The sequence below is a fragment of the Nocardiopsis sp. NRRL B-16309 genome (assembly GCF_001279585.1).
Taxonomy (GTDB): Bacteria; Actinomycetota; Actinomycetes; order Streptosporangiales; family Streptosporangiaceae; genus Nocardiopsis.
On the sequence record NZ_LGEC01000063.1, the window covers coordinates 72,205 to 96,639 of the forward strand.

The following is a 24,435-nucleotide window of genomic DNA, read 5'->3' on the forward strand; positions in this document are numbered from 1 at the left end:
GACCGCCCTTCTCCGCGCCCCCGGGCGCGGAGAAGGGCTTCAGTACCGCGGCGGCAGGGCCCGCTTGGCCGCCTGGTAGATCTCCTCGATCTCGGTGTCGGTCAGCCGGTCCCGCCCGCTGCGCAGCCATTTGCGGACCTTGGTGCCGGTGATGATGTCGACCCCGCGCAGCCGGTGGCTGTCCCAGGGCATGCCGGGGCCGTAGATGGCCAGGGACGCCCGGACCTTGATGTCGCGTCCCAGCTCGGTGCTGATCAGGTCCTCGGCCCGCTTGGCCTCCTCCAGTGCCTCGTCGATCCGGTCGTTCTTGTTGAAGCGGCCGTGGTAGAGCTGCTCCAGCTTGTTGCGCAGGGGAAGGCGCTTGTCCCACGACTCGGAGTCGATGGCGAACGCGCCGCGACGGCCCACGATGAAGTGGTCGATCTGGCCGTTGCCCCCGGGCACCGAGCGCGCGTGCAGGACGCGGTAGCCGAGCTGCTTCATGACCTTGAGCTGGGCCTCGGTCTTGCGCTGGGCCGCGGCCGGTTTGCGCCACCGCGGAATCTCGGACTCGCGCCGCGACTTGTACACGACGATCCCGGCCAGTGTGAGGATCGCGAAGGTGGCACCGATCCGCCAGTCGGAGGTCAGCAGGCCCGAGGCGAGGCCGACCGCCAGGGCTATACCCGACCGGACCGCCCATCTGCGCGTGCTCTCGCTGGACCTGAGCGCACCGTAGAGGGCCCGGCCGCCGGTGGCGTCCCGGGTGTTTCTCTGGTTGGGGAAGAAGAGCGCTTCAGGCCTGTGCGGCCGCGCGTCGTCGGACGGTGGGGTCGTGCCGTTCACTCTGGTTGCCGATTCCACGTCGGTCAGATTAGTTCCATCCATATCCGAGTCCTAGTGCATTACTTCTCACACTTTTCTCACCCTGTTTCATGCCGAGAACAGGTGTCGGCGGCATGCGGACAGGGAAAGCCATAGGGTTCGCCGATCTCTCTAGAGAGGTTCCGACACCTTCGTGGTGCCCCGTGTCGTGCCCGTTAACCTGTGTCGGTATGACCCGGATTCATGAACTCTCGGCGCACCGGCTCGCAACATTGGTCCACAGTCGTGAGCTGTCCCCTGTTGAGATCACAGAGCACTATCTGGAGCGGATCGAGAGGCTGGACCCCCGATACGGGTCGTACATTACGGTCACTCCCGAAAAGGCTCTGGAACAAGCCCGTAATGCGGAGAAGCGGGTGATGGCCGACACGCCGGACACGCTGCCGCCCCTCCTCGGCGTTCCCGTTCCCGTCAAGGACCTCGACCCGGTCGCCGGCGTACGGCTCACCTTCGGCTCACGGGTGTTCCGCGACACCACCGCGTCCTTCGACTCGGACATGGTGGCCGCGCTGCGCGCCGCCGGTGCGGTCCTGCCCGGCAAGACCAACACCCCCGAACTCGGCTCCTCCTGCTACACCGAGAACGAGGTCGCCCCGCCCACCCGCAACCCCTGGGACACCGCGCTCAGCCCCGGCGGGTCCAGCGGGGGCGCGGCCGCGGCCGTCGCCGCCGGACTCGCGCCCGCCGCCCAGGGCAGCGACGGCGGCGGGTCCATCCGCATCCCCGCCAGCGCCTGCGGGCTGTTCGGGCTCAAACCCACCCGGGGCCGGATCTCCGGCGCACCCGCAAAGCCCGACCTGCTCGGACTCTCCACGGCCGGACCGCTGACCCGCACGGTGCTGGACGCCGCCCTGCTGCTGGACACGATGGCGCTCAGCCGGCCGGGCGACTACTTCACCGCCCCGCCCCCGCCCCCGGGCCGGACCTTCGCCGACGCCGCCCGCCGCGAGCCGGGCACCCTGCGCATCGGCCGCTACGCCGCGACCGGCGACCTCTCCGTGCCCGTCCACCCGGACGTCCTGGCGGCCTACGAGGAGGCCACCCGCCTGCTCACGGAGCTCGGCCACGAGGTGGAGGAGATCCCCGAGCCGCAGGACGCCCACTTCGGCGGTACCTTCGGCCGGGACTTCGCCGTGGTCTGGGCGGCGATGGCCTCGGCCACCCCGGTCGAACCCGGGCGCGAGCGGGAGCTGGGGCCGCTCAACCGCTGGCTCCGCGCCAGGGCCCGCGCCACACCCGTGCCCGACTACATCGCCGCCTGCGCCGCTCTGCAGAGGGGCGTGCGCTCCCTCGTCGCCGCCACCGCGCCCTACGACGCGGTGCTCACCCCGACCCTGGCCCTGCCGCCGGTCCCCATCGGCCACTTCGGCGCGGAGGGGCCCGAACGGGAGTTCCGGCTGATGACCGAGTTCACGCCGTTCACGTCGGTGTACAACGTCAGCGGCCAGCCGTCGGTGAGCGTCCCCCTGCACTGGTCGGAGCGGGGGCTGCCGATCGGGGTCATGCTCTCCGGCCGAATGGGCGGCGAGGGCACGCTGCTGGCGCTGTCCGCCCAGCTGGAGGCCGCCCGCCCCTGGGCGCACCGGGTGCCGCCCGGCGTGTGACGGGGGTCAGGAGACGGCCTGCTCCGGTACCGGGCCCGTGGCGGCCCGGTGCCGGACGGCGAACAGGCTCAGGACCGACGCCATCAGCAGGGCGCCCACCGTGGCGACGGTCCCGCCCGCGATGCCGAAGCCGTCGATGAGCCCGCCGGCCAGCGGGCCCGCGACGGCCCCGCCCACGCCCATGGCCGTGGCCAGCCAGCCGAACGCCTCCGCCCGCCGGTCGGACGGGGCGCTGTCCCCGATCCGGCCCATGACCGCGGCCAGGGTCGGGGCGACCGCCAGCCCGGCCAGGAACAGCACCGGGCTGGCCAGCAGGGGCGTGGGCAGGTGCGTGATCGGGGGCAGGAACGGCAGTACGAGGGCCAGGCCCAGCGTGGTGGCGAAGCAGCGGCGCACCAGGTGCGGCGGCCCCTGCAGGGCTCCGGAGACCATGCCGCCGACCAGGGAGCCCAGGGCCCACACCGACGCCAGCACCATCACGTACTCGGGTGCGTCCAGCTCGTTGGCCCACGCCACGATCATCAGGTCCGTGCCGATGATCCCCACGATCATCAGCAGGCACATCGCGAAGAGCAGGCCCAGGACCGGGTGCAGCACCAGGCTCCGCCGACGGCCGGCGCCGGGCCCGTCGGCCGCTCCGGCCCGCGACGCCTCACCCGAAGCCGTGCCCGACTCGACGTGGACGGCCTCGACGGGGGCGGGCCCGGTGACACCCGCCCGTCGCAGCGCCAGCGCGAATCCGACGGAGCCCGCCAGCGCCAGGACGGCGAGCAGCAGCAGCGACCAGCGCGCCCCCCAGTACGCCACCACGCCGGCGGTCAGGATCGGGGAGAACACGAACAGCAGTTCCTGTGTCGTCGCCTCGGCCGCGTAGATGGCCTGGCGCTCGGGGCCGCGTGTCAGCCGCGGCCACAGGGCCCGCACGATCTGGTTGGCCGGCGACCCGAACAGGCCGGTGCCCAGGGCCAGCGGGCCCGCGAGCCACCACAGCGACGCGGGGAACAACGCCAGGACCACCAGGCCCGCGGTGAACACCGCGCCGCACACCAGCACCAGGCGGTCGCTGCCGCCGCGGTCGGCCATCCGCCCGCGCAGCGGACCCACCAGCGCCATCCCCAGGGTGAACGCGCCCGCGACCACGCCCGCGTAGGTGTAGGACCCCGTCCACTCCACCACCAGGAAGGTGACCGCGATCATCAGCCCCGGCATGTAGAACCGCGCCACGAGGGACCAGACGAGGAGGGACAGGACGTGGGGGACGGCGAACAGGCGCCGGTAGCTGGACAACACGCGCTCAATTATCCACTCGCGACCGACACTCGGTGATCCCTTCGACGGATCGTCGGATTGCGCGACGGCGAGTGCGCACGCTGTGACCCGTGATGCGGGCGGCGCGGGTGGTGGAACCGGGTGCCGCACCGCCGACGATCTGGCCCCACGCCGGGTCGTCCTGCGGTGTACACGGCTCCCGGTAGGGCATGATCGGTGTCTGTGAGGGACGTTCAGCTGGCCCGCGTGGCCGAGCAGTACGGGATCGCGACGAGCTACGAGGACTGGCGGGGCCGACGGGTGCCGGTGGGACCCGACACCATCCGCCATGTCCTGTCGGCGCTGGGGGTGGATCCGGACCGGCCCGAGGCGGCCCCGGCGCCGGGGCCGCTGCCCCCGGCGGTCGTCGTCCGCGAGCACAAGGCGCCCGACCTCGTCCTGCCCGAGGGCGCCCGCAGCGGCGTCGAGACCGCCGACGGCTCCCTGCTGCCCTTCGGCCCCGGCCTGCCCCTGGGAGTGCACACCCTCCGCGTCACCGTGGGCGGCACCGAGCACGACGCGCCCCTGCTCGTGGTCCCCGACCGGATCGAGCCGAGCGCCCTGCGCCACGGCCGCCGCCTGTGGGGCCTCATGACACAGGTCTACAGCGTGCGCTCCCGCGCCTCCTGGGGTATCGGCGACCTGCGCGACCTCGCTGAGCTCGCCGACTGGAGCGGCCGCGACCTGGGCGCCGACTTCGCCCTGATCAACCCGGTGCACGCCACCGAGCCGCGCCCGCCGCTGGAGCCCTCGCCGTACCTGCCCGTGAGCCGCCGCTACGCCAGCCCGCTCTACATCCGGATCGAGGACGTGCCCGAGTACGCCCGTCTGGACCCGGCCCAGCGGGAGGGCATCCAGCGCCTGGCCCGGCCGCTGCGCGAGCGCGGGCGCACCGCCGACCTGCTCGACCGCGACGCCGTGTGGGAAGCCAAGCGCGCCGCCCTGGAGATCCTCTTCCAGGTGCCGCGCGCACCCGGCCGCGAGGCCGCGCTGCGGACCTACCTCGAACGCGAGGGCCAGCCGCTGGTGGAGTTCGCCACCTGGTCCGCGCTGGCCGAGGAGTACGGATCCGACTTCCGTTCCTGGCCCGCGCCCCTGCGCGACGTCTCCGCCCACGCCGTCGGCGAGGAGGCCCTGCGCCGGTGGCCGACCGTGGAGTTCCACCGGTGGCTCCAGTGGCTGCTCGACGACCAGCTCGCCCAGTCCCAGGCCACCGCGCGCGCGGCCGGGATGGACGTCGGCATCGTGCACGACCTCGCCATCGGGGTGCAGGCCGGCGGCGCCGACGCCTGGATGTACGGCGACGCCCTGGTGCCCGGGCTGCACGTGGGCGCGCCGCCGGACGAGTTCAACCGGCGGGGCCAGGACTGGGGCCAGCCGCCCTGGAACCCGCGCCGGCTCGCGGAACTGGGCTACGCCCCCTTCCGGCAGATGGTCTCCCAGGCGCTGCGGCACTCCGGCGGGGTGCGCGTGGACCACGTGATGGGGCTCTTCCGGCTGTGGTGCGTCCCCGAGGGGGCGTCGGCCGACGAGGGCACCTACGTGCGCTTCGACCACGAGGGCATGGTGGGATCGCTGGCGCTGGCCGCCCACCGCTCCGACGCGGTGGTCATCGGCGAGGACCTGGGCACGGTCGAGCCCTGGGTCCGCGACCACCTGCGCGACCGGGGGCTGCTGGGCACGTCCGTGCTCTGGTTCGAGCAGGAGCGGGACGGCAGCCCGCGCGCCCCGGAGGACTGGCGCACCGACTGCCTGGCCACGGTCGCCACCCACGACCTGCCGCCGGTGGCGTCCTTCCTGTCCGCGGAGCACGTGGAGCTGCGGGACCGCCTGGGCCTGCTCGGGCGCCCCGTGGAGGAGGAGCGCGCCGACTCCGAGGAACGGGTCGAGCGCTGGCGCGCGCACCTGGTCGCGCTCGGACTGCTCGACCCGCGTGTGGACCCCGTGGCCGACCCGGCCGCCGTGGTCGCCGCGATGCACGCCTACCTGGTGCGGACCCCAGCACGCATGGTGGGAGTGGCGCTCACCGACGTGGTGGGGGAGCGGCGGATGCAGAACCAGCCGGGGACCAGCACGGAGTATCCGAACTGGCGGATCCCGCTCACGAGCGCCGAGGGCGAGCCGGTCCTGGTGGACGAACTCCTGGCCGACCCGCGCATGGTCGCGCGGATCCGCCGCACCCTCGGTCCGCTGGGCCGCGGCGAGGCGGCCGGGGAGATCCCCTGACCCGTGGACGACGGCGGCCCGGGGAGGCGACGGCGGATCCGCCGGGCCCCGGACGAACGACGCGGTGGCCACGACCCCCTCGGGTGTCGCGGCCACCGCTGTAACCCGGGTCCTCCCCGGGCCGACGCGTGCCGGGCGGGCGTCAGGCGCGCTGCTGCCCCGTGGCGATGTCCATCGCCCGGGCGCGCAGGGCCCGCTCCACGCCGGCGCGGCCCTCGACCAGCAGGCGGCGCAGGGCGGGGGCCGGGTCCGCCTCCTCGATGTAGGCGTCCGTGCGCTCCAGCGTCGCCTCCTCCACCAGGGAGCTGGGGTAGCACATCTCCGCGAACGACTGCGCGAACTCGCCCGTCCACTTCTCCCAGGCCGGGCCCAACTGCGCGAAGTACTTCTCCATGTAGGGCCGGTACAGCTCGGCCTGGCCCGGCTCGGTGAAGCCCATCAGGGTCGCGCGGAACTCGGCGTTGGCCAGCTCCGAGCCGACGATCCGGTCCCACGCGGCGGCCTTGGCCTCCGGGGTGGGGATCGCGGCGCGGGCGCCGGCGGCGTGCCGGTGGCCGGTCGCCGTGGGGTCCCTCTCCAGCTCCGCGGTGATCTCGTCCTCGCCGGCCTTGCCCTTGGCGACCAGGCGGCGCAGCAGGGTCCACCGCAGGTCGGTGTCCACGGTCAGGCCGTCCACCGTGATGGCGCCGTCCAGCAGACCCCGGAGCAGGGACAGGTGGGCGTCGCTGACCGCCGTGTCGGCGAGCGCGTTGGCGTAGGCGAGCTGGAGGTCGCCGCCGGGCTCGGCCGTGCTGAGCAGTTCGCGCAGGCGGTCGGCGAGCAGCTCGAAGCCGAACGGGCGCCACGCCGGGTCGGCGTAGTTCAGCAGCGCCGCGGTCGCCTGGCGCAGCAGGGTCTGCGCGACCATGACGTCGTCGACACCGCTGATCCCGGAGATCACCAGCGCGACGTAGTCGCGGGCGGCCATCTCCGCGTCCCGGGTCATGTCCCAGGCGGCGCCGAAGCACAGCGCGCGCGGCAGCGACTCGGCGATCTCGCCGGCGCCCTCCACCACGGTGCGCAGCGAGCGCTCGTCCAGCCGGATCTTGGTGAAGGTGAGGTCGTCGTCGTTGATCAGCACGAGGTCGGGCCGGGCCTGTCCGACCAGCTCGGCGACCTCGGTCCGCGCTCCGCTCACGTCCAGTTCCACGCGCTCGCGGCGCACGATCCCGGCGTCGGTGCGGTCGTACAGGCCGATCGCCAGACGGTGCGAGCGCAGCGTCGGGTGGTCCTCGGCGGCCTCCTGCAGCACCGCGAACGACGTGAAGTTCCCCTCGCCGTCGACCTCGAACTCCGGGCGCATCGTGTTGACGCCCGTCGTCTCCAGCCACTCGCGCGACCAGTCCGACAGGTCGCGCCCGGAGGCGGCCTCCAGGTGGCGCAGCAGGTCCTTCAGCTCGGTGTTGCCGAAGGCGTTCTCCTTGAAGTAGGCGCGCACGCCCGCGAAGAAGGCGTCCACGCCCACGTACGCCGCGAGCTGCTTGAGCACCGAGGCGCCCTTGGCGTAGGTGATGCCGTCGAAGTTGACCTCGACCGCCTGGATGTCGACCATGTCCGCGGCGATCGGGTGGGTGGAGGGCAGCTGGTCCTGGCGCAGGGCCCAGGACTTCTCCACGTTGGCGAACGTGGTCCACGCGTCCGTCCACTTGGTGGCGTTGGCCTGGCTGTAGACGCTGGCGTAGGTGGCGAACGACTCGTTCAGCCACAGGTCGTCCCACCAGCGCATGGTGACCAGGTCGCCGAACCACATGTGCGCCATCTCGTGCAGGATGGTCTCGGCGCGGCGCTCGTAGCGGGCGTCGGTCACGCGGGAGCGGAAGACGTAGTCCTCCAGGAACGTGACCGCTCCGGCGTTCTCCATCGCGCCCGCGTTGAACTCGGGGACGAAGAGCTGGTCGTACTTGCCGAACGGGTAGCGCAGGTCGAACAGCCCGTGGAAGAAGTCGAAGCCCTGCTTGGTGACCTCGAACAGGGCGTCGGAGTCCAGGTGCTCGGCGAGCGAGGCCCGGCAGTACAGGCCCAGCGGGATGCCGTCGTGCTCGTCGCGCACCACGTGGTACGGGCCCGCGATGAGCGCGGTGATGTAGGTCGACACCACCGGGGTGGCCGGGAAGTGCCAGCGCACCCGGTCCTCGGTGCCGGTCGCCTCCGCGCGCACGTCCGGTGCGCTGTTGGACACGACCTCCCACGAGGACGGCGCGAACACCGTCAGCTCGAAGGTCGCCTTCAGGTCGGGCTGGTCGAAGCACGTGAACATGCGGTGCGCGTCCGCCGTCTCGAACTGGGTGTACAGGTACACCGAGTCGTCGACCGGGTCCACGAACCGGTGCAGGCCCTCGCCCGTGCGCATGTAGGCGGCGTCGGCGACGACCGTCAGCTCGTTGCGGGCGGCCAGGTCCGGCAGGACGAGGCGCTCACCGTCGAACAGCTCCTCCGTGTCGAGCTCGCGGCCGTTGAGGACCGCCGAACGCAGCGCGGGGGCGGTCAGGTCCACGAACGTGCGGGCACCCGCCTCCGTGCTGGAGAACCGGATGACGGTGGTGGACCGGAAGGTCTCGTCCCCCGTGGTCAGGTCCAGTTCCACGGCGTAGGAGTCCACGCTCAGGATCCGGGCCCGTTCCCGTGCCTCGTCCCGTGTCAGGTTCCCTGCCACTCCACGCTCCCTCCACGGCCGCCGTCGTCGCCGGCCGGAATCTGTGCCGACCGCGGCGAGTCCGCCGTGCGGGCCGGAGCGTCGTCGGGGTCGGAGGTCACTTTCGCTCGGTTCCGATCCTGCCACGGGCGGAGCCCGGATGTGCAACCGATGGCCGGGCTCGTGCCCGGCGCGTGGCGCCGGCGGGAACGAAACCGCGCGCGCCCTTGTTCGGCGTGAGTGACCCCGACGGAGTTCCGAGCCGGGGCCACCAGCCCCGTGCCATCGAGGAGAAGCGATGCCCCAGCCCACCGCCCCCACAGACGCCCAGGAGACCGTGTACGCGGACATGTGGTTCGACCCCGCGTGCCCCTGGGCCTGGATCACCTCCCGCTGGCTGCTGGAAGTCGAGAAGGTCCGTCCCGTCCAGGTGCGCTGGCACGTGATGAGCCTGGCCGTCCTCAACGAGGACAAGGACATCCCCGACGACTACCGCGCGTTCCTCTCGACCGCGTGGCCGGCGGTCCGGGTGTGCGCGGCCGCCGAGCAGCGCTTCGGCCCGGAGGTCCTGGGCGGCCTCTACACCGCGCTCGGCACCCGGTTCCACAACGGCGGGCAGGAGCGCGACGACGCCACCATCCGCGCGGCCCTGGCCGACGCGGGCCTGCCCGAGGACCTCATCGATGCCGGCGGCTCCACCGACTACGATGAGGCCGTGCGCGCCTCGCACGCGGAGGCGATGAAGCTGGTCGGCGAGGACGTCGGCACTCCCGTGGTCCAGGTCGAGGGCGTGTCCTTCTTCGGTCCGGTCCTCACACCGACCCCGCGCGGGGAGGACGCCGGACGACTGTGGGACGGCGTGCGCCTGGTCGCCGGAACCGACGGCTTCTTCGAACTCAAGCGCACCCGTACGCGGCGCCCCGTCTTCGACTGAGTCCTGACGCGCCCGCGGGCTCACCGGGCCCCGTCCCCGCCCGCGCAATCCCGTGCGCCCTCCGCGGAGGGCCCGCGTCAGCCACACGAAAGGAACCGGCCATGCCCGGACCGCAGGAGCGTCGCCCGAACCCCTTCCTGGACGACCTCGACATCCTGCCCGACACCACCAGCGACGAGCGGGCGGTCGGCTGGGGCGAGGACGCCGAGCGCGACGACACCGACCGGCTGAACGCGGACCGCCCCCCGCACTGGGGCTGAGCGGACCCGCCGGTGACGGGCCGGGGATCGGTGGAACCACCGGTCCCCGGCCCGCCGCCTCGCGGGAGCGGGGCGCGCTGTTCATTTCCGAACGGCGTTCTGGGACAGTGGGTCCATGCGATCCCTCTACATCGACGGCGCCTGGACGGACTCCGCCTCCGACGAGGCCCTGGACGTGGTCAACCCGGCGACCGAGCAGGTCATCGACTCCGTGCCGGCCGGAGCCACCGAGGACGTCGACGCGGCGGTGCGGGCCGCGGCGGCGGCCCTCCCGGCCTGGTCGGCGCTCACTCCGGGTCAGCGCGTCACCCACCTGGCCAAGGCCCTGGAGCTGTACAACGCCCGGATCGGCGACATCGCCGAGATCCTGACCCAGGACATGGGCGCGCCCGCCGTGTTCGCCCGCAAGGTGCAGGCCGGGCTGCCATCGCTGATGTTCCAGACCTTCATCGACCTCGTCGAGGAGGCCGGTGAGCGCTACTTCGCGGGCGAGCGGCAGGGCACCTCGCTGATCGTGCGCGAGCCGATCGGCGTGGTCGGCGCCATCACCCCGTGGAACTACCCGCTGCACCAGATCGTGCTCAAGGTCGTCCCGGCGATGCTCGCGGGCAACACCGTGGTGCTCAAGCCCAGCGAGATCGCCCCGCTGAGCGCCTACGCGCTCGCCGAGGTCCTGCACGACGCCGGTCTGCCCGCCGGCGTGTTCAACCTGGTCTCGGGCACCGGACCCGTCGTGGGCGAGGCCATCGCCGCGCACCCGGACGTGGCCATGGTCTCCTTCACCGGCTCCACCCGGGCCGGGACCCGGGTCAGCCAGGTCGCCGCCGAGACGGTCAAGAAGGTGGCCCTGGAACTGGGCGGCAAGTCGCCGAACGTGGTGCTGCCCGACGCCGACCTCGCCCAGGCCGTCAAGCGCGGCGTGGCCGACGTCATGCGCAACACCGGGCAGAGCTGCAACGCGCTCACCCGCATGCTCGTCCACCGCGACTCCTACGAGCAGGCGGTCGCCCTGGCCGCCGCAGCCGCGGAGAAGTACGTCCCCGGTGACCCGGCCGACGAGTCCACGCGGATGGGGCCGCTGGTCTCGGCCGCCCAGCTCGACAAGGTCCGCGCCTACGTCCGCCTGGGCGTGGAGGAGGGCGCCCGCCTGGTCACCGGCGGCGCCGAGCCGGTCGAGGGCCGCGAGAGCGGGTACTTCGTCCGGCCGACGGTCTTCGCCGACGTGCGCAACGACATGCGCGTCGCGCAGGAGGAGATCTTCGGCCCGGTGCTGGTCCTGATCCCCTACGACACCGAGGAGGAGGCCGTGGCGATCGCCAACGACACGGTCTACGGCCTCAACGCCGCGGTGTGGTCGCAGGACCCCGAGCGCGCCCTGGCCGTGGGCCGGCGCCTGCGGGCGGGCCAGATCGAGGTCAACGGCGGGGCGCTCAACCCGCGCGCGCCGTTCGGCGGCTACAAGCGCTCGGGCGTGGGCCGCGAGTGGGGCCTGCACGGGCTCGACGAGTTCTGCGAGCTCAAGTCCCTCCAGCTGTGACCAAGGCCGGGCTCCGCGCCGCCGGCAGGTGTGCGCGGAGTCACGGCCTCCAACGGGCTCCCGCCGGAATCGCCCCCGGTGGGACGCGCGTTGTGGGGTGTGGAAAAATTCGGACCGGTAGCCCCTGGTCGAACCCAATCGAGGTGTGAGTTGAGCAACAAGCCCGCGGTCTCCAAGGCAGGTCCTCTCGGCAAGGACATCAAGTCGATCGTGATGTACAACGTGATCGCGCTCGCGTCGATGGCCCTGTTCGCCGCCCTCGGTCTGAGCGTCGCGGCCGCCGCCGGTTCCGCCTGACCCGGCCCGCCCGAACACGAACACCGGGCCCCGCCCCGTCCGCACCGGACGGAGCGGGGCTTCGTCGTGGGCGACGGGCGGGTGGGGCCGCGCCGTAGGTGTCCGTTGAGGGTGGTAGTCCGTTCTTGTGCGAAGCACCCCTCGGACGATGGCGGGCGACGGGTGGGCAAGGCCGCGCCGCAGGCGTCCGTTGAGGGTGGTAGTCCGTTCTTGTGCGAAGCACCCCTCGGACGATGGCGGGCGACGGGCGGGCGGGGCCGCGCCGCAGGCGTCTGTTGAGGGTGATGGTCCCGTCCTCGTGCGCGGCACCCCTCGGACGATGGCGGGGCGGCGCGCTTCGCGGCCCGGACACCTGCCACACTGGTGACGTGCGTGTTTACCTTGGATCAGATCATGCGGGCTTCGAGCTCAAAGAACACCTCGTCTCCTGGTTGAAGGAGCGCGGCCACGAGGTCGTCGACAAGGGACCGGCCGTCTTCGACGCCGTCGACGACTACCCCCCGTTCGTCCTGCGCGCCGCCGAGGCCGTCGCGGCCGACCCGGGTGCGCTGGGCGTCGTCATCGGCGGATCCGGCAACGGCGAGCAGATCGCCGCCAACAAGGTCAAGGGCGTCCGGGCCGCTCTCGCCTGGAGCGAGGACACCGCGCGGCTGGCGCGGGAGCACAACGACGCCAACGTGCTCGGCGTCGGCGGCCGGATGCACTCCCTGGAGGAGGCGACCCGGTTCGTCGAGATCTTCCTCTCCACGCCCTACAGCGACGAGGAGCGGCACACCCGCCGCATCCGGATGCTCTCCGACTACGAGAGCACCGGCGAACTCCCGCCCCTGCCGTAGCCCCCACCCCGTCCGCCCCGCGCCCCCGCCCGGTACCACCGCGCGGGGGCGCGTTCTCGTGGGCCGGGGCGGCGCTGACCACCGCTCACGCCACCGGGAGCGGTTGCGCGCACAGGTGGCGGCGGCCCCTGGTTCCGGACCCGCCGGTGTGAGACCCTGAGCCAGGGCGTGTCGGGGCGACACGCCCATGACGTACGTGAGCCGGATCCGTTCCGGGTCCGCCCGGGCGCGGGGAGACGTTCAGGGGCGGTGTCCGAGAGAAGCGTGGGGGCCCGAGGGGAACCCTCGCGTGCGGAGTGCGTGTCCGACTCCGCACAACCGGTTATCGGCTGACCCGATAACCGGGGTTATGGGGGATAACTCCGCTGGTGGCGCGTGCTTCGCCGGCGGTCGCCACGCTACAGTTCGTGCACGGTGGCGGGCCCTCGACGCCCGTGGCACGGCAACGCCGCCGTCCGGTACCCGAACAGCCACCGGGGCCGACCCGCACCGCCGCCGGTCCGCCCGACCCGCCCCGGTACCGACCTGGCCGTGGCCACCCCCGACCGCGCCACCGCGAGCCGACCGAGAACCGACACCCGCTGGTGAGCGGGCGTGCCTAGGCCAGAGGACTCATGAAGCCGACACTCACCGCCAAGACCGCCCGACTCCTGCGATCGACCACGCAGCGGCTCGTCGCGGTGCTCCGGCGCAAGGTGTTGTTCCGCTACCGCCTCGTCCTCATCACGCTGGTCACCCTCGCCGTGGGCGTCGGCATCGGCGCCGTGTGGGGCCCCAGCGGCTGGTTCCCGCCCAGCTCCACCATCCTCACCGTGCTGGCCGGCGGCCTTCTGCTCAAGCGCAAGAGCCTGGCGGCCCTGCTGGGCGTGGTCGCGGCGGTCCTGCTGTTCGTCGCCTACATGCTCGACTTCGGCCAGGTCGGCCCCGGACTGCTGGTCACCATCGGGGTGACCGCGGTGCTGTCCTACCTGTTGTCCGGGGTGCGCGAACGCCTCGGAGTCCAGGGGCTGAGCGGCGAGATGATGCTGCTCGACCTGCGCGACCGCCTGCGCCACCAGGGCCGGCTGCCGGAACTGCCCCAGGGCTGGGGCCGTACCGCGGTCCTGCGCCAGGCGGGCGGATCGTCCTTCGGCGGCGACTTCGTCGTGTCCATCCGGCGCGAGAACCAGCTGGACGTGGCCGTGGTGGACGTCTCGGGCAAGGGCGTGGACGCCGGGACCCGGGCCCTGCTGCTGTCGGGCGCGTTCAGCGGTCTCATCGGCGCCGTTCCCGCACGCGACTTCCTCGCGCACTGCAACGACTACCTCATGCGCAACAGCGGCGGTGAGGGCTTCGTCACGGCCGTCCACCTCTGCGTGGACCTGGACTCCGGCGCGTACGAGATCGCCTCGGCCGGCCACCCGCCCGCGCTGCACTACGACAGCGGCGCCGGCCAGTGGGCCACGAGCGAGGCCAAGGGCGTCGTGCTCGGCGTCATCCCGGAGATGACCTACACCTCCGTCCAGGGCAAGCTGCGGCCCGGCGACGCGATCCTGCTCTGCACCGACGGCCTCATCGAGACCCCGGGCGAGGACCTCGACGCCGGGATCGACCGCCTCCTGGGCGCCGCGGACACCATGGTCACCCACGGGTTCACCAGCGGCGCGGGCGCGGTGGTCGACACCCTGAGCAAGGACAAGAACGACGACTGCGCGCTCGTCGTCCTGTGGCGGGACTGACCGGGGCCACCCGGGCGGCGCCCGGCGTTCACTCCATGGACGGCGCCACGCGGCCCCTGCGTGGGCCCGCGCGCCGGCGGTGGCGATAGGGTCGACGTGTTCCCCGGCCCCAGCACGGCGGATTCGGCCGTGCACCGTCCCCGGTTCGCCGTGCCCCCCGTTCGCCCCCCGGACCGACGCACGTACGGCTCACCACACCAGCGGCGACGGGGCCGACCCCGGACCGCGTCGAGGTCCGGTCCTTCCAGGATGTCGCGGTTCGGTGGGCGCGTGCCCGCCGAACCCTGGAGACGCGAGGGGGTGCTTCGCATGTCAGACGGCGAGCGCGCTGAAGAACTCATCGATCTGGTCGAGCAGAACGATCTGACCGGAATCCGGCTCTGGTTGGCCGAGCACAGACCCCACGAGATCGCCGACGAGCTCTCCCGCATGACCGACCGTTCGGTCATGGTCCCCTTCCGGCTCCTGGACAAGGACCGTGAACTGGAGGTCTTCGAGGAACTCGACTCGGCCCTGCAACAGGCGATCCTGCTGGGTCTGCGCGACACCGCCTTCCACGAACTCCTGGAGGAGATGGACCCCGACGACCGGGCCCGTCTCCTGGGCGAGGCCCCCGCGAAGATCGCCACGCGGGCGCTGGCCGGACTGAGCCCCGCCGAACGCAAGATGACTGCCGCCCTCCTCGGCTACCCCGAGGACTCGGTCGGCCGCTACATGACGCCGGAGACGGTCATCCTGCACCGGGACCTCACGGTCGGCCGCGCCCTGGAGGTCGTCCGGGCCAGGGGAGCCGACGCCGAGACCATCTACACGCTGCCGGTGGTCAGCGACGGCCGCCGCCTCATGGGCACCATCACCCTCAGCGACCTGGTCATCAGTGACGACGAGGTGCTGTTGAAGGACCTCGTGGACGTCCTGGCCCCCCGCGTGCGGGCCACCGAGCCCGTCGAGGACGCCGCCCGCCTCATCCAGGAGGCCAACCTGGTCTCCCTGCCGGTGGTGGACTCGGAGGAGCGCTTCGTGGGGGTCTTCACGTTCGACGACGCCCTGGAGGTCATCGAGGCGGCCGACTCCGAGGACATGGCCCGCCAGTCCGGTGCCAGTCCGGTCGGCGAGCACTACGTGTCCGTCAGCGTGCTGCGGCTGGTGGGGGCGCGCTCGGTGTGGCTGATGCTGCTCATCGTCGCGGCCACGCTGACGGTCAACGTCATGCAGGTCTACGAGGCCACCCTGGAGGAGGTCACGGCGCTGGCGCTGTTCGTGCCGATGCTCGTGGGCACCGGCGGCAACGTCGGCGCGCAGTCGGCGACGGCGATCGTGCGCGCCCTGGCCGTCGGCGAGGTCCGCGTGCGCGACCTGCCCTCGGTCATCTGGAAGGAGGGCCGGGTCGGGCTGCTCCTGGGCGTGATGCTGGCGGGCATCGCCCTGACCATCGGTGTCCTGCTGGTCGGCCTCGACATCGGCCTGGTGGTGGCGTGCTCGGTGATCGCCATCTGTACCTGGGCGGCGATCATCGGCTCGTCCATGCCCCTGCTCGCCCGCAAGGTGGGGGTGGACCCGGCGGTGGTGTCCTCCCCGATGGTGGCGACCCTGGTGGACGCCACGGGGCTGCTGATCTACTTCTCGATCGCGCGGCTGGTCCTCGGGATCTGACCGCGGGGCCGCGCGGACCGGGCCCCGATACGGCGTTTCCGGCATGAACGTGCGGTGGGACGGGTATCGGGGGAGAACAGGTCAGGATGGATCTGAGGGGGGTTCCATGTCCGGTACCGGAGACGCGTTCAACAGGATCAAGAAGGCGGTCGACGACAACGCCGACAAGGTCCAGGGCGCAGTCGGCAAGGCCGCCGAGGCCGCGAAGAAGGCCACGGGCGGCGCCCACGACGACAAGATCGACAAGGGAGCCGGAGCCGCGACGGAGTACCTGCGCAAGCGGGCCCAGGAGGACAAGAAGGAGTAGTCGTACCTGACCTGTCGGGGATCACCGCCGAGGCCACGGCCCGGCCGGTGGTCCCCGATTCTTGTGCGGGGGCGCGGACCCGCTGGTCAGAGCGTTTCCGGCGAAAGCTAACCTTGAGGTAAGGCGTACCTTATGTGTGGATGGGGGTGGGTGTGAACGCAGTCGACGGGCGCCCGTGCCAGCTGACCGTCTGCCGTGGCTGTTGCTGCGGGACCAGGAAGAAGGTCCCCGGCGTCGACCACAAGGCCCAACTCGCCCGCCTGAGCGCCATCGACGACCACTCGGGCCGCACCGTCCCCGTCCGCACCAGCAAGTGCCTGGGCATCTGCTTCGAGTCGAACGTGGTCGTGGTCCAGCCCTCCCAGGAGGGCCGGGCGGCGGGCGGCCGCCCGGTCTGGCTCGGCCGGGTCACCGAGGACAAGCTGGTCGAGGCCATCGACGACTGGATCTTCGAGGGCGGGCCCGGCCTGGCCCCGCTGCCCGCCGTGCTGGCCGACCACATCACGTCCAAGGACGCCAAGAAGCCGAAGAAGCGCAAGAAGCCCAAGCACTCCAAGTCCGCGAAGAAGGAGCGGCGCAAGGAGCGCGAGAAGGCCGAGCGCAAGGCCGCCGGGAAGGCCGCGAAGCAGGCGGGCGAGGCCGGGCCGGGCCCGAAGGCGGACCGGAAGGCGGAGAAGGACAAGCTCGGCAAGAAGGACAAGAAGCGTAAGAAGGACAAGGCCAAGGGCAAGACGGAGAAGGCCGCGTCGGGGAAGGGCAAGAAGGGCAAGAAGGGCAAGAAGAAGTCCGGCAAGAAGTAGGGACGGCAGCTCGCGCCGCCCCCTCGCCCTGTCCGGCCCGGGCCCGGCCGTCCGCCCTCGGCGGCCCGCACGCCCGGACGGCGCTTCGAGTCGGCGCGGGTGGCCGCCAGGCCGCGCGCGGCGCGGACGAGGCGGCCGATCCCGGTCACGACTCGTGCGCCCCCTCGCGCCGCTGCGGTGCGAACTGGGTCCGGTACAGCGCCGTGTAGAGCCCGCCGCGCGTCAGCAGTTGGTCGTGCGTGCCCCGTTCGAGGACGCGGCCGTCCTCCAGCACCAGGATCTGGTCGGCCTCGCGCACGGTGGCCAGCCGGTGGGCGATGACCAGTGACGTGCGCCCCTCCAGAGCCGCGGCCAGGGCCTCCTGCACCGCCGCCTCCGACTCCGAGTCCAGGTGCGCGGTCGCCTCGTCCAGCACCACGACCGACGGGGCCTTCAGCAGCAGCCGGGCGATGGCCAGCCGCTGCTTCTCGCCGCCGGACAGGCGGTAGCCGCGGTCGCCGACCATCGTGTCCAGGCCGTCGGGCAGCCGCTCCAGGAGCGGGCCCAGGCGGGCCATCCGCAGGACCTCCTCCATCTCGGCGTCGGTGGCGTCCGGCCGCGCGTAGCGCAGGTTCGCGCCCACGGTGTCGTGGAAGAGCTGGGCGTCCTGCGTCACCACGCCGACCCGGTCGCGCAGGGAGTCCCCGGTGGCCTCGCGCAGGTCGATCCCGCCGACGCTCACCGTGCCGTCCGTGGGGTCGTACAGCCGCGACACCAGGTGGGTCAGTGTGGTCTTGCCCGCTCCGGACGGACCCACGAGCGCCACCATGGTGCCGGGCTCGGCGGTGAAGTCCACCCCGCTCAGGACCTGGGTGTCGTCGTCCGTCTGCGCCTGCGGGGTCAGTTCGAGCGAGGCGACCGACGCCTCCCCGGTGCCCGGGTAGCGGAACGACACGTGGTCGAAGCGTACGCTCAGCGGGCCGTCCGGCAGGGGGCGTGCGTTCGGGCTCTCCCTGATCCGCGGCTCCAGGTCCAGGACCTCGAAGACCCGGTCGAAGGAGACCAGCGCGGTCATGATCTCCACGTGCACGTTGGAGAGCGTGGTCACCGGGCCGTACAGCCGGGCCAGGAGCGTGGTGAGCGCCACGAGCGTGCCGACCTCGAAGGCGCCGCCGATCGCCAGCAGGCCGCCGACGCCGTAGACCATCGCCATCGCCAGGGCGGTGATGAGGCCGAGCAGGGAGAACAGCAGGGATCCGTAGACCGCCTGGCGCACGCCCAGGTCGCGCACGCGGCCGGCCCGCCGCGCGAACGCCTCGGACTCCTCCGCGGGGCGGCCGTAGAGCTTGACCAGCATCGCGCCGCCGACGTTGAAGCGCTCGGTCATCAGCGAGCTCATGTCGGCGTTGTTGTCCATGGACGCGCGCGAGATGTGCGCGAGCCTGCGGCCGATCAGCTTGGCGGGGACGAGGAAGAGCGGGACCAGGGCCAGCGCGATCAGGGTGACCTGCCACGACAGCGCGAGCATGGTGATGATCACCGCGGTGGCGCTGATGAGGTTGGAGACCACCGACTGCAGGACGGACGTGATCGCCCGCTGGGCGCCCACGACGTCGGTGTTGAGCCGACTGATCAGGGAACCGGTCTGGGTGCGGGTGAAGAAGGACAGCGGCATGCGCTGGACGTGCGTGAACACCTGCGTGCGCAGGAGGTAGATGACGCCTTCGCCGATCCGTGCCGAGAGCCACCGGCTGAGCAGGGACAGCACGCCCTCCAGCACCGCGAGCCCCGCCGCCGCCACGGCCAGCCACACGACCAGGGACGCGTTCCCGGTGAGGATGCCGCGGTCGATGATGGTCTTGAGCAGCAGGGGGTTGGCGACCACGATCGCCGAGCTGAACGCCGTCACCACCAGGAACAGCAGGATCGTCCGCCAGTGGGGGTGGGCGTAGGAGATGATGCGGCGGGTGAGCCCGGGGGGCAGTGACTGCCCCTTGGCGCTCCCGTCGTTGACCAGGGCCCGGTAGGAGGGCCTGCCTGTCATCATGGACGGCCTCGTTCTTCTCGCTCGTTCGCCACGCAAGAGGACAACACGGGTCCGTGCGCGCCGCTTCCCCGCGGGCGCCGCGGACCGGGGCGGGTGGGCTCCGGCCCGGCGCGGGCGCGGACGGGGGCCGGGCGGTCGTCGCGGGGCGCTACAAGGAGGTGGCGAGGCGGCCCAGCGCCGCGGTGGTGGAGCGCCCGGGAGTGAAGGGCAGTTCCCAGGCGCGCGCGCCGAGGGCGTCGGCTCCGCGGATCTTGGCCTGGGTGTAGCGGTCCCCGGCGGTGAAGGCCAGCGCGGCGGGCGCGAACGGGCGCAGGAGTTCGGCGTAGGCGGCCCAGTCGGCGACGGAGGGCGGCCCCTCGATGATGAAGGCGCCGCTGACGCAGGCCAGGGCGGCGATCGTCTCGGCGCGCTCCTCGGCCGGGTTGACCGGGCGGCCGGGCCCCTTCCAGGCACGCACGCGCTCGTCGGACTCGATCCCCACCACGACCGGCAGGCCGCGTTCGGCGATGGAGCGCAGGAACCGGACGTGTCCGACGTGCAGGACGTCGAAGACCCCGGTCACGATGACGGGCCGTTCGAGTGAGGACGGCCGCTCGAACCACTGTGCGCTCAGAGGGGTGACCACGTCGTCCGCCGCGTTGGTGTCCGTCAAAGTAGCCCCGTTTCGACAAGCTCCAGGGTGCCCGCGTCCGGTCGCGCAGACGGGTCCACCCGCAAGGTCAACGTACCGGTTGGTACCGGCTATTCCACGGCCCGGGGGTGCGCGGGGCGTCGGCCCGACGGGGGAGCGGCGTGAGGTATGTCACCGGAAACGTGTCGTGGCCCCTGTGAGTCTCATCTCGGACGGATGGTTCCCGATGGCGGCGCTGGGAGAGACGGATGAACTGGATGATCCTCGTTGAGCAGACGGAGAGGATGGGGCAGGAGAGCTTCTGGGTGCTGGGGGAGCGGCTGGGCCCGTTCAGCTCCCAGGAGGCGGCCAGGGAGCGTGCCGAGAGCGTGGCCCGTGAGCACGTCCCGGCGCATCCGTGGTCGGAGCGCGAGAGGGCGGTGTACCGGCTCACGCCGGACTCCTTCCTGGTGGACGTCGTCGGCCTGACCAAGAAGTTCCACTTCCGGGTCAGCGTCGCCGAGAAGCTCTGAGGGGCGCGGAGGGGGTCGTCCCCGGGGGGGAACGGCGAAGCGAGCCGGTGTGACAGCACACGGTTCGCTTCGAGCGGGGCGGGGGTGTGGGGGTCGTCCCCCGGGGGGAAACGGCGAGGCGGGCCGGTGCGACTGCACACGGTTCGCTTCGAGCGGGCGGGGCGGGGGTGTCCCCCACAGAAACGGCGAAGCGAGCCGGTGCGACAGCACACGGCTCGCTTCGAGCGGAGCGGGCGACGAGAATCGAACTCGCATGGCCAGCTTGGAAGGCTGGAGTTCTACCATTGAACTACGCCCGCGTGGGCCCGGGAGCTTCGAGTTTCCTCTAGACTCGTGGGGCCGACGAGGACCAGAGTACAGTGTCCTGGCGGTGGTCGCACACTCGTGTGCGGCCTTTCCATGTACGGGGTGTAGCGCAGCTTGGTTAGCGCGCATGCTTTGGGAGCATGAGGCCGCGGGTTCGAATCCCGCCACCCCGACGACAGCGAGCATCCGCGGCAGCGGCCTTTGGCCGTGCGCCGTGGCCCCCTGCGTATCTGCCCTAGACTTGGTGCGATCAGCAGGAAACTGTAAGTCCCAGCCCGTCGCAGGGCACCCCAGGTTGAACGTGGTCATCAGACTGGCCGGGGTGCGCGCGTGCATGCGCCGTTGTGTGTGGTGCGCCTGCGGGCCGACGCGGACACCAGCCGGCAAACCTAGGAGTACCGCCCCGTGAAGACCGATGTCGAGGAGCTCAGCCCGACCCGGGTCAAGCTGACCATCGAGGTGCCCTTCGATGAGCTCGAGCACGCTTTCGACGAGACCTACAAGTCTCTCGCCAAGCAGGTTCGGATCAAGGGCTTCCGCCCGGGCAAGGCGCCGGCGCGGCTGATCGACCGCTACGTGGGCCGCGGCGCGGTGATCAGCGAAGCCGTCAACCACGCCGTTCCGGAGCTCTACAACGAAGCCATCCAGAAGGAGGAGCTCTTCGCGCTCGGCCAGCCCGACGTCGAGGTCACCAAGCTGGAGGACAACGACGAACTCGCCTTCACGGCCGAGGTCGACATCCGCCCCAGGTTCGAGGTCTCGGACTACAAGGGCATCGAGGTGACCGTCGACAACGCCGAGGTCACCGACGAGCAGGTCGACGAGCAGGTCGGCACGCTGCGCGAGCGCTTCTCCACCCTCGTGGGCGTCGACCGCCCGATCGAGGACGGCGACCACCTGTCGATCGACCTCTCCGCCGCCATCGACGGTGAGAAGCTCGAGGACGTCGCGGTCAGCGGCTACTCCTACGAGGTCGGCACCAACACCATGCTGGAGGGCCTCGACGAGACCCTGCGCGGCATGGAGTCGGGTGGCGAGGCCACCTTCAAGACCACCCTCGTCGGGGGTGAGCACGAGGGCAAGGAGGCGGACGTCACCGTCACCGTGCACAGCGTGAAGGTCAAGGAGCTCCCCGAGCTGGACGACGAGTTCGCCCAGCTGGCCAGCGAGTTCGACACGATCGACGAGCTGCGCGACGACGTGCGCAAGCGCATGACCGAGGTCCGCCGCCTCCAGCAGCTCTCCGCCGCCCGCGACAAGGCGCTGGAGAAGCTCATCGAGTCCGTGGACATCCCGCTGCCGGACTCCGTCGTCGACGAGGAGATCACCCGTCGCCGCCAGAGCCTGGAGCAGCAGCTCGCCCAGGGCGGTCTGACCAAGGAGGCCTACCTCGAGTCGCAGGAGAAGACCGAGGAGGAGTTCGAGGAGGAGCTCACCAGCGGGGCCCGCTCCGCGGTCAAGGCCGGGTTCATCCTCGACCAGCTGGCCATCCAGGAGGACCTGAGCGCCGACCAGGGCGAGCTCAGCCAGTACGTGTTCGAGCAGGCCCAGCGCATGGGCGTGAGCCCGGACCAGCTGGCCCAGCACCTGGTCGAGTCCAACCAGATCCGCGTCGCCTTCACCGAGGTCGTCCGCGGCAAGGCCATGGACCTGGTCCTGGCCGGTGCGAAGGTCACCGACGAGGACGGCAACGTCGTCGAGCAGGAGACCGCCGCCACCGAGGCCGGGGACGCCGACGAGGCCGTCGAGACCGTGACCGAGGCCGTCGACGCCACCGCCGACACCGACGAGCCCGCCGAGGCCGCTGACGACGCGTCCGCCAAGGACGAGTCCGCCAAGTAGGCACGGCGCTCCGCGAAGCGCACGGGCCCCGTCCGACTCCTGGTCGGGCGGGGCCCGTCGTGTTCGCCGGCAGAGGAAAGCCCACGCGGGGTCTTGCCCACCCTGCGCTCAAAGCGAACAGGGACGCGATCGGTGCGAGCACGGTGCTCGTCGGCGTTAGTGTCGCTGTATCGCAACCGTTTCGATTCCGGAGCAGGTGACGAGAGTGCCGCCGACCTTTGATGAGTCCCCGCGATTCGACGCACGTACGTCGGAGCCGCAGATTTCCCCTTTTATTGAGCAGACGCCTCAGCGCCTGTTGCGCCAGCGAATCGTATTCCTCGGCCAGCAGGTCGACGACGACATCGCCAACCGCCTGGTTGGCGAGCTTCTGCTGCTGTCCGCCGAGGACCGCCAGCGAGACATCACGATGTACATCAACTCGCCTGGTGGGTCCGTGACCGCAGGCATGGCGATCTACGACGTCATGCAGTACATCCCCAACGACGTGCGTACCGTCGGTATCGGTATGGCCGCGTCCATGGGCCAGATGCTCCTGTGCGCCGGTGCCCCCGGCAAGCGCTACGCGCTGCCGCACACCCGTGTCATGATGCACCAGCCCTCCGGTGGCATCGGGGGCACCGCCTCCGACATCCGGATCCTGGCGGACCAGCTCATGTACGTGAAGAAGATGTTCATCGAGAAGATCTCCGAGCACACCGGGCAGGCCGTCGAGCAGATCGAGAAGGACGCCGACCGGGACCGCTGGTTCACGGCCCAGGCGGCCAAGGACTACGGAATGATCGACGAGGTCCTCGAGGGCACGCTCGACGTCGCCGTCTGAACGGCCGGCTGAGTGGACCCCGAGAGACCCCGCGTGACCCAGTCCATGGATCGGCGCAGTGCGTGGAAGGCGTGAAATGACCGAGTTCAATCCCAGTCTCATCGGCGGCGCGGCCTCGATGGCTCCCCAGAGCCGCTACGTCCTGCCGTCCTACGTGGAACGTACGTCGTACGGCGTCAAGGAGATGAATCCGTACAACAAGCTCTTCGAGGAGCGGATCATCTTCGTCGGCGTGCAGATCGACGACACCTCGGCGAACGACCTGATGGCCCAGCTCATCACCCTTGAGCAGCTCGACTCCGAGCGGGACATCCAGATGTACATCAACTCGCCGGGCGGATCCTTCACCTCGCTGATGGCGATCTACGACACGATGCAGTTCGTGCGTCCCGACATCCAGACCGTGTGCATCGGGCAGGCCGCCTCGGCGGCCGCGATCCTGCTGGCGGGCGGCACCAAGGGCAAGCGCGGTGCGCTGCCCAACGCCCGCATCCTGATCCACCAGCCCGCCACGGAGGGCATGCACGGTCAGGCCAGCGACATCGAGATCCAGGCCAACGAGATCACCCGGATCCGGACGCAGCTGGAGACCACGCTGGCGCACCACACCGGGCGTACCCCCGAGCAGGTGTCCCAGGACATCGAGCGCGACAAGATCCTCACCGCCGAGGAAGCCAAGGATTACGGCATCATCGACTTCGTTCTGCCGTACCGCAAGGCGTCCCTCAAGTAGGCGCGCGTCATCCCTGGTCCAGCGGCCTCCCCCGCCTCCGCGGGGGAGCGCCGCCGGGGCCGGGGCCCGGCGGTAGGAACACCGACCGGGCCGGTCCTCGATCCGGCTGGGACAGCCCAGTGGCGAAGCCGGTCCGGTCTTTCGCTTAGTCTGGCGGAAGCGACACACAGATCGCCTCGTCCGTGGCCCGGGTCGTGGACGGGTTCGGGAGCTCGACTTCCGGACGGCTCGCGCGAGCGGGACCGACGGGGCGGCCTTAGTTTTGAGGAGTGGCTGGGTGGCACGCATCGGCGACGGCGGGGACCTGCTGAAGTGCTCATTCTGCGGTAAGAGCCAGAAGCAGGTGAAAAAGCTCATCGCGGGCCCCGGCGTGTACATCTGCGATGAGTGCATCGACCTCTGCAACGAGATCATCGAGGAAGAGCTGGCCGACTCCACCGACCTGGCGTGGGACAGTCTGCCGAAGCCGCGTGAGATCTATGAGTTCCTGGACTCGTACGTGATCGGGCAGGATCAGGCGAAGAAGGCTTTGTCGGTGGCGGTGTAC

21 protein-coding genes and 2 tRNA genes are annotated in these 24,435 nt (G+C 71.4%); 17 read left to right on the forward strand and 6 right to left on the reverse strand.

Annotated elements, in window-relative coordinates:
• Nucleotides 1-39 precede the first annotated feature (39 nt).
• Nucleotides 40-843 carry a nuclease-related domain-containing protein gene (locus tag ADL05_RS09280; protein ID WP_369800914.1) on the reverse strand — a complete coding sequence of 268 codons (804 nt, stop codon included), beginning with the start codon at nt 841-843 and terminating at the stop codon, nt 40-42.
• A 191-nt stretch (nt 844-1,034) separates the two neighbouring features.
• Here ADL05_RS09280 and ADL05_RS09285 point away from each other — a divergent pair, with 191 nt between their 5' ends.
• Nucleotides 1,035-2,468: an amidase gene (locus ADL05_RS09285; protein WP_082376224.1), complete on the forward strand. Its 1,434-nt coding sequence runs from the start codon at nt 1,035-1,037 to the stop codon at nt 2,466-2,468.
• Between the two features lie 6 nt (nt 2,469-2,474).
• On the opposite strand, the gene ADL05_RS09290 is transcribed toward ADL05_RS09285, so the two are convergent.
• Nucleotides 2,475-3,758: an MFS transporter gene (locus ADL05_RS09290; protein ID WP_053616474.1), complete on the reverse strand. Its 1,284-nt coding sequence runs from the start codon at nt 3,756-3,758 to the stop codon at nt 2,475-2,477.
• 201 nt (nt 3,759-3,959) lie between these two features.
• Between ADL05_RS09290 and malQ the strand changes: the two genes are divergently transcribed.
• Nucleotides 3,960-6,002 carry a 4-alpha-glucanotransferase gene (gene malQ, locus ADL05_RS09295; protein WP_053616475.1) on the forward strand — a complete coding sequence of 681 codons (2,043 nt, stop codon included), beginning with the start codon at nt 3,960-3,962 and terminating at the stop codon, nt 6,000-6,002.
• A gap of 142 nt (nt 6,003-6,144) precedes the next feature.
• Here the strand turns inward: malQ and pepN are convergent, their stop codons facing one another.
• Complete coding sequence (gene pepN, locus ADL05_RS09300; RefSeq protein ID WP_053616476.1) at nt 6,145-8,694, reverse strand: aminopeptidase N; 2,550 nt, start codon at nt 8,692-8,694, stop codon at nt 6,145-6,147.
• A gap of 277 nt (nt 8,695-8,971) precedes the next feature.
• On the opposite strand from pepN, the gene ADL05_RS09305 reads away from it, so the two are divergent.
• The 9 genes from ADL05_RS09305 to ADL05_RS09335 all read left to right on the forward strand — a co-directional run bounded on the left by ADL05_RS09305 (nt 8,972) and on the right by ADL05_RS09335 (nt 17,015).
• The gene (locus ADL05_RS09305; RefSeq protein WP_053616477.1) at nt 8,972-9,607 is read left to right on the forward strand and encodes a DsbA family protein; all 636 of its coding nucleotides are present in this window, start codon (nt 8,972-8,974) and stop codon (nt 9,605-9,607) included.
• Between the two features lie 101 nt (nt 9,608-9,708).
• Entirely contained in the window at nt 9,709-9,867 is a 159-nt protein-coding gene (locus tag ADL05_RS31050) for a hypothetical protein (RefSeq protein WP_197285738.1), read from the forward strand.
• 115 nt (nt 9,868-9,982) lie between these two features.
• Nucleotides 9,983-11,404: an aldehyde dehydrogenase family protein gene (locus ADL05_RS09310; RefSeq protein WP_053616478.1), complete on the forward strand. Its 1,422-nt coding sequence runs from the start codon at nt 9,983-9,985 to the stop codon at nt 11,402-11,404.
• Between the two features lie 150 nt (nt 11,405-11,554).
• On the forward strand, nt 11,555-11,701 hold the full coding sequence (locus tag ADL05_RS31055; protein ID WP_197285739.1) for a hypothetical protein: 147 nt from the start codon (nt 11,555-11,557) through the stop codon (nt 11,699-11,701).
• A gap of 368 nt (nt 11,702-12,069) precedes the next feature.
• Nucleotides 12,070-12,537 (forward strand): ribose-5-phosphate isomerase, encoded by a 468-nt coding sequence (locus ADL05_RS09315; protein ID WP_053616479.1) that lies wholly within the window; start codon nt 12,070-12,072, stop codon nt 12,535-12,537.
• A gap of 614 nt (nt 12,538-13,151) precedes the next feature.
• Nucleotides 13,152-14,255 carry a PP2C family protein-serine/threonine phosphatase gene (locus ADL05_RS09320; RefSeq protein ID WP_053616480.1) on the forward strand — a complete coding sequence of 368 codons (1,104 nt, stop codon included), beginning with the start codon at nt 13,152-13,154 and terminating at the stop codon, nt 14,253-14,255.
• 309 nt (nt 14,256-14,564) lie between these two features.
• Nucleotides 14,565-15,908 carry a magnesium transporter gene (gene mgtE, locus ADL05_RS09325; RefSeq protein ID WP_053616481.1) on the forward strand — a complete coding sequence of 448 codons (1,344 nt, stop codon included), beginning with the start codon at nt 14,565-14,567 and terminating at the stop codon, nt 15,906-15,908.
• Nucleotides 15,909-16,014: 106 nt separating this feature from the next.
• Entirely contained in the window at nt 16,015-16,215 is a 201-nt protein-coding gene (locus ADL05_RS09330) for an Rv0909 family putative TA system antitoxin (protein ID WP_053616482.1), read from the forward strand.
• Between the two features lie 182 nt (nt 16,216-16,397).
• Nucleotides 16,398-17,015 (forward strand): (2Fe-2S) ferredoxin domain-containing protein, encoded by a 618-nt coding sequence (locus ADL05_RS09335; RefSeq protein WP_369800916.1) that lies wholly within the window; start codon nt 16,398-16,400, stop codon nt 17,013-17,015.
• Between the two features lie 145 nt (nt 17,016-17,160).
• Here ADL05_RS09335 and ADL05_RS09340 read toward each other — a convergent pair whose 3' ends face one another.
• Both ADL05_RS09340 and ADL05_RS09345 read right to left on the reverse strand, forming a co-directional pair.
• On the reverse strand, nt 17,161-19,041 hold the full coding sequence (locus ADL05_RS09340; protein ID WP_053616484.1) for an ABC transporter ATP-binding protein: 1,881 nt from the start codon (nt 19,039-19,041) through the stop codon (nt 17,161-17,163).
• Nucleotides 19,042-19,189: 148 nt separating this feature from the next.
• Nucleotides 19,190-19,693 carry an adenylyltransferase/cytidyltransferase family protein gene (locus tag ADL05_RS09345; protein WP_053616485.1) on the reverse strand — a complete coding sequence of 168 codons (504 nt, stop codon included), beginning with the start codon at nt 19,691-19,693 and terminating at the stop codon, nt 19,190-19,192.
• Between the two features lie 227 nt (nt 19,694-19,920).
• On the opposite strand from ADL05_RS09345, the gene ADL05_RS09350 reads away from it, so the two are divergent.
• On the forward strand, nt 19,921-20,184 hold the full coding sequence (locus ADL05_RS09350) for a hypothetical protein (RefSeq protein WP_053616486.1): 264 nt from the start codon (nt 19,921-19,923) through the stop codon (nt 20,182-20,184).
• 228 nt (nt 20,185-20,412) lie between these two features.
• Here the strand turns inward: ADL05_RS09350 and ADL05_RS09355 are convergent.
• Nucleotides 20,413-20,483 (reverse strand) — tRNA-Gly (locus ADL05_RS09355).
• Nucleotides 20,484-20,588: 105 nt separating this feature from the next.
• Between ADL05_RS09355 and ADL05_RS09360 the strand changes: the two genes are divergently transcribed.
• The 5 genes from ADL05_RS09360 to ADL05_RS09380 all read left to right on the forward strand — a co-directional run.
• A tRNA-Pro gene (locus ADL05_RS09360) sits at nt 20,589-20,663 on the forward strand.
• Between the two features lie 232 nt (nt 20,664-20,895).
• On the forward strand, nt 20,896-22,332 hold the full coding sequence (gene tig / locus ADL05_RS09365) for a trigger factor (protein WP_053616487.1): 1,437 nt from the start codon (nt 20,896-20,898) through the stop codon (nt 22,330-22,332).
• A gap of 298 nt (nt 22,333-22,630) precedes the next feature.
• Nucleotides 22,631-23,155: a ClpP family protease gene (locus ADL05_RS09370; RefSeq protein WP_231640677.1), complete on the forward strand. Its 525-nt coding sequence runs from the start codon at nt 22,631-22,633 to the stop codon at nt 23,153-23,155.
• A gap of 76 nt (nt 23,156-23,231) precedes the next feature.
• The gene (locus ADL05_RS09375) at nt 23,232-23,888 is read left to right on the forward strand and encodes an ATP-dependent Clp protease proteolytic subunit (protein WP_053616488.1); all 657 of its coding nucleotides are present in this window, start codon (nt 23,232-23,234) and stop codon (nt 23,886-23,888) included.
• 277 nt (nt 23,889-24,165) lie between these two features.
• A partial coding sequence (locus ADL05_RS09380) for a ClpX C4-type zinc finger protein (protein WP_304437781.1) occupies nt 24,166-24,435 on the forward strand: 270 nt, incomplete at its 3' end.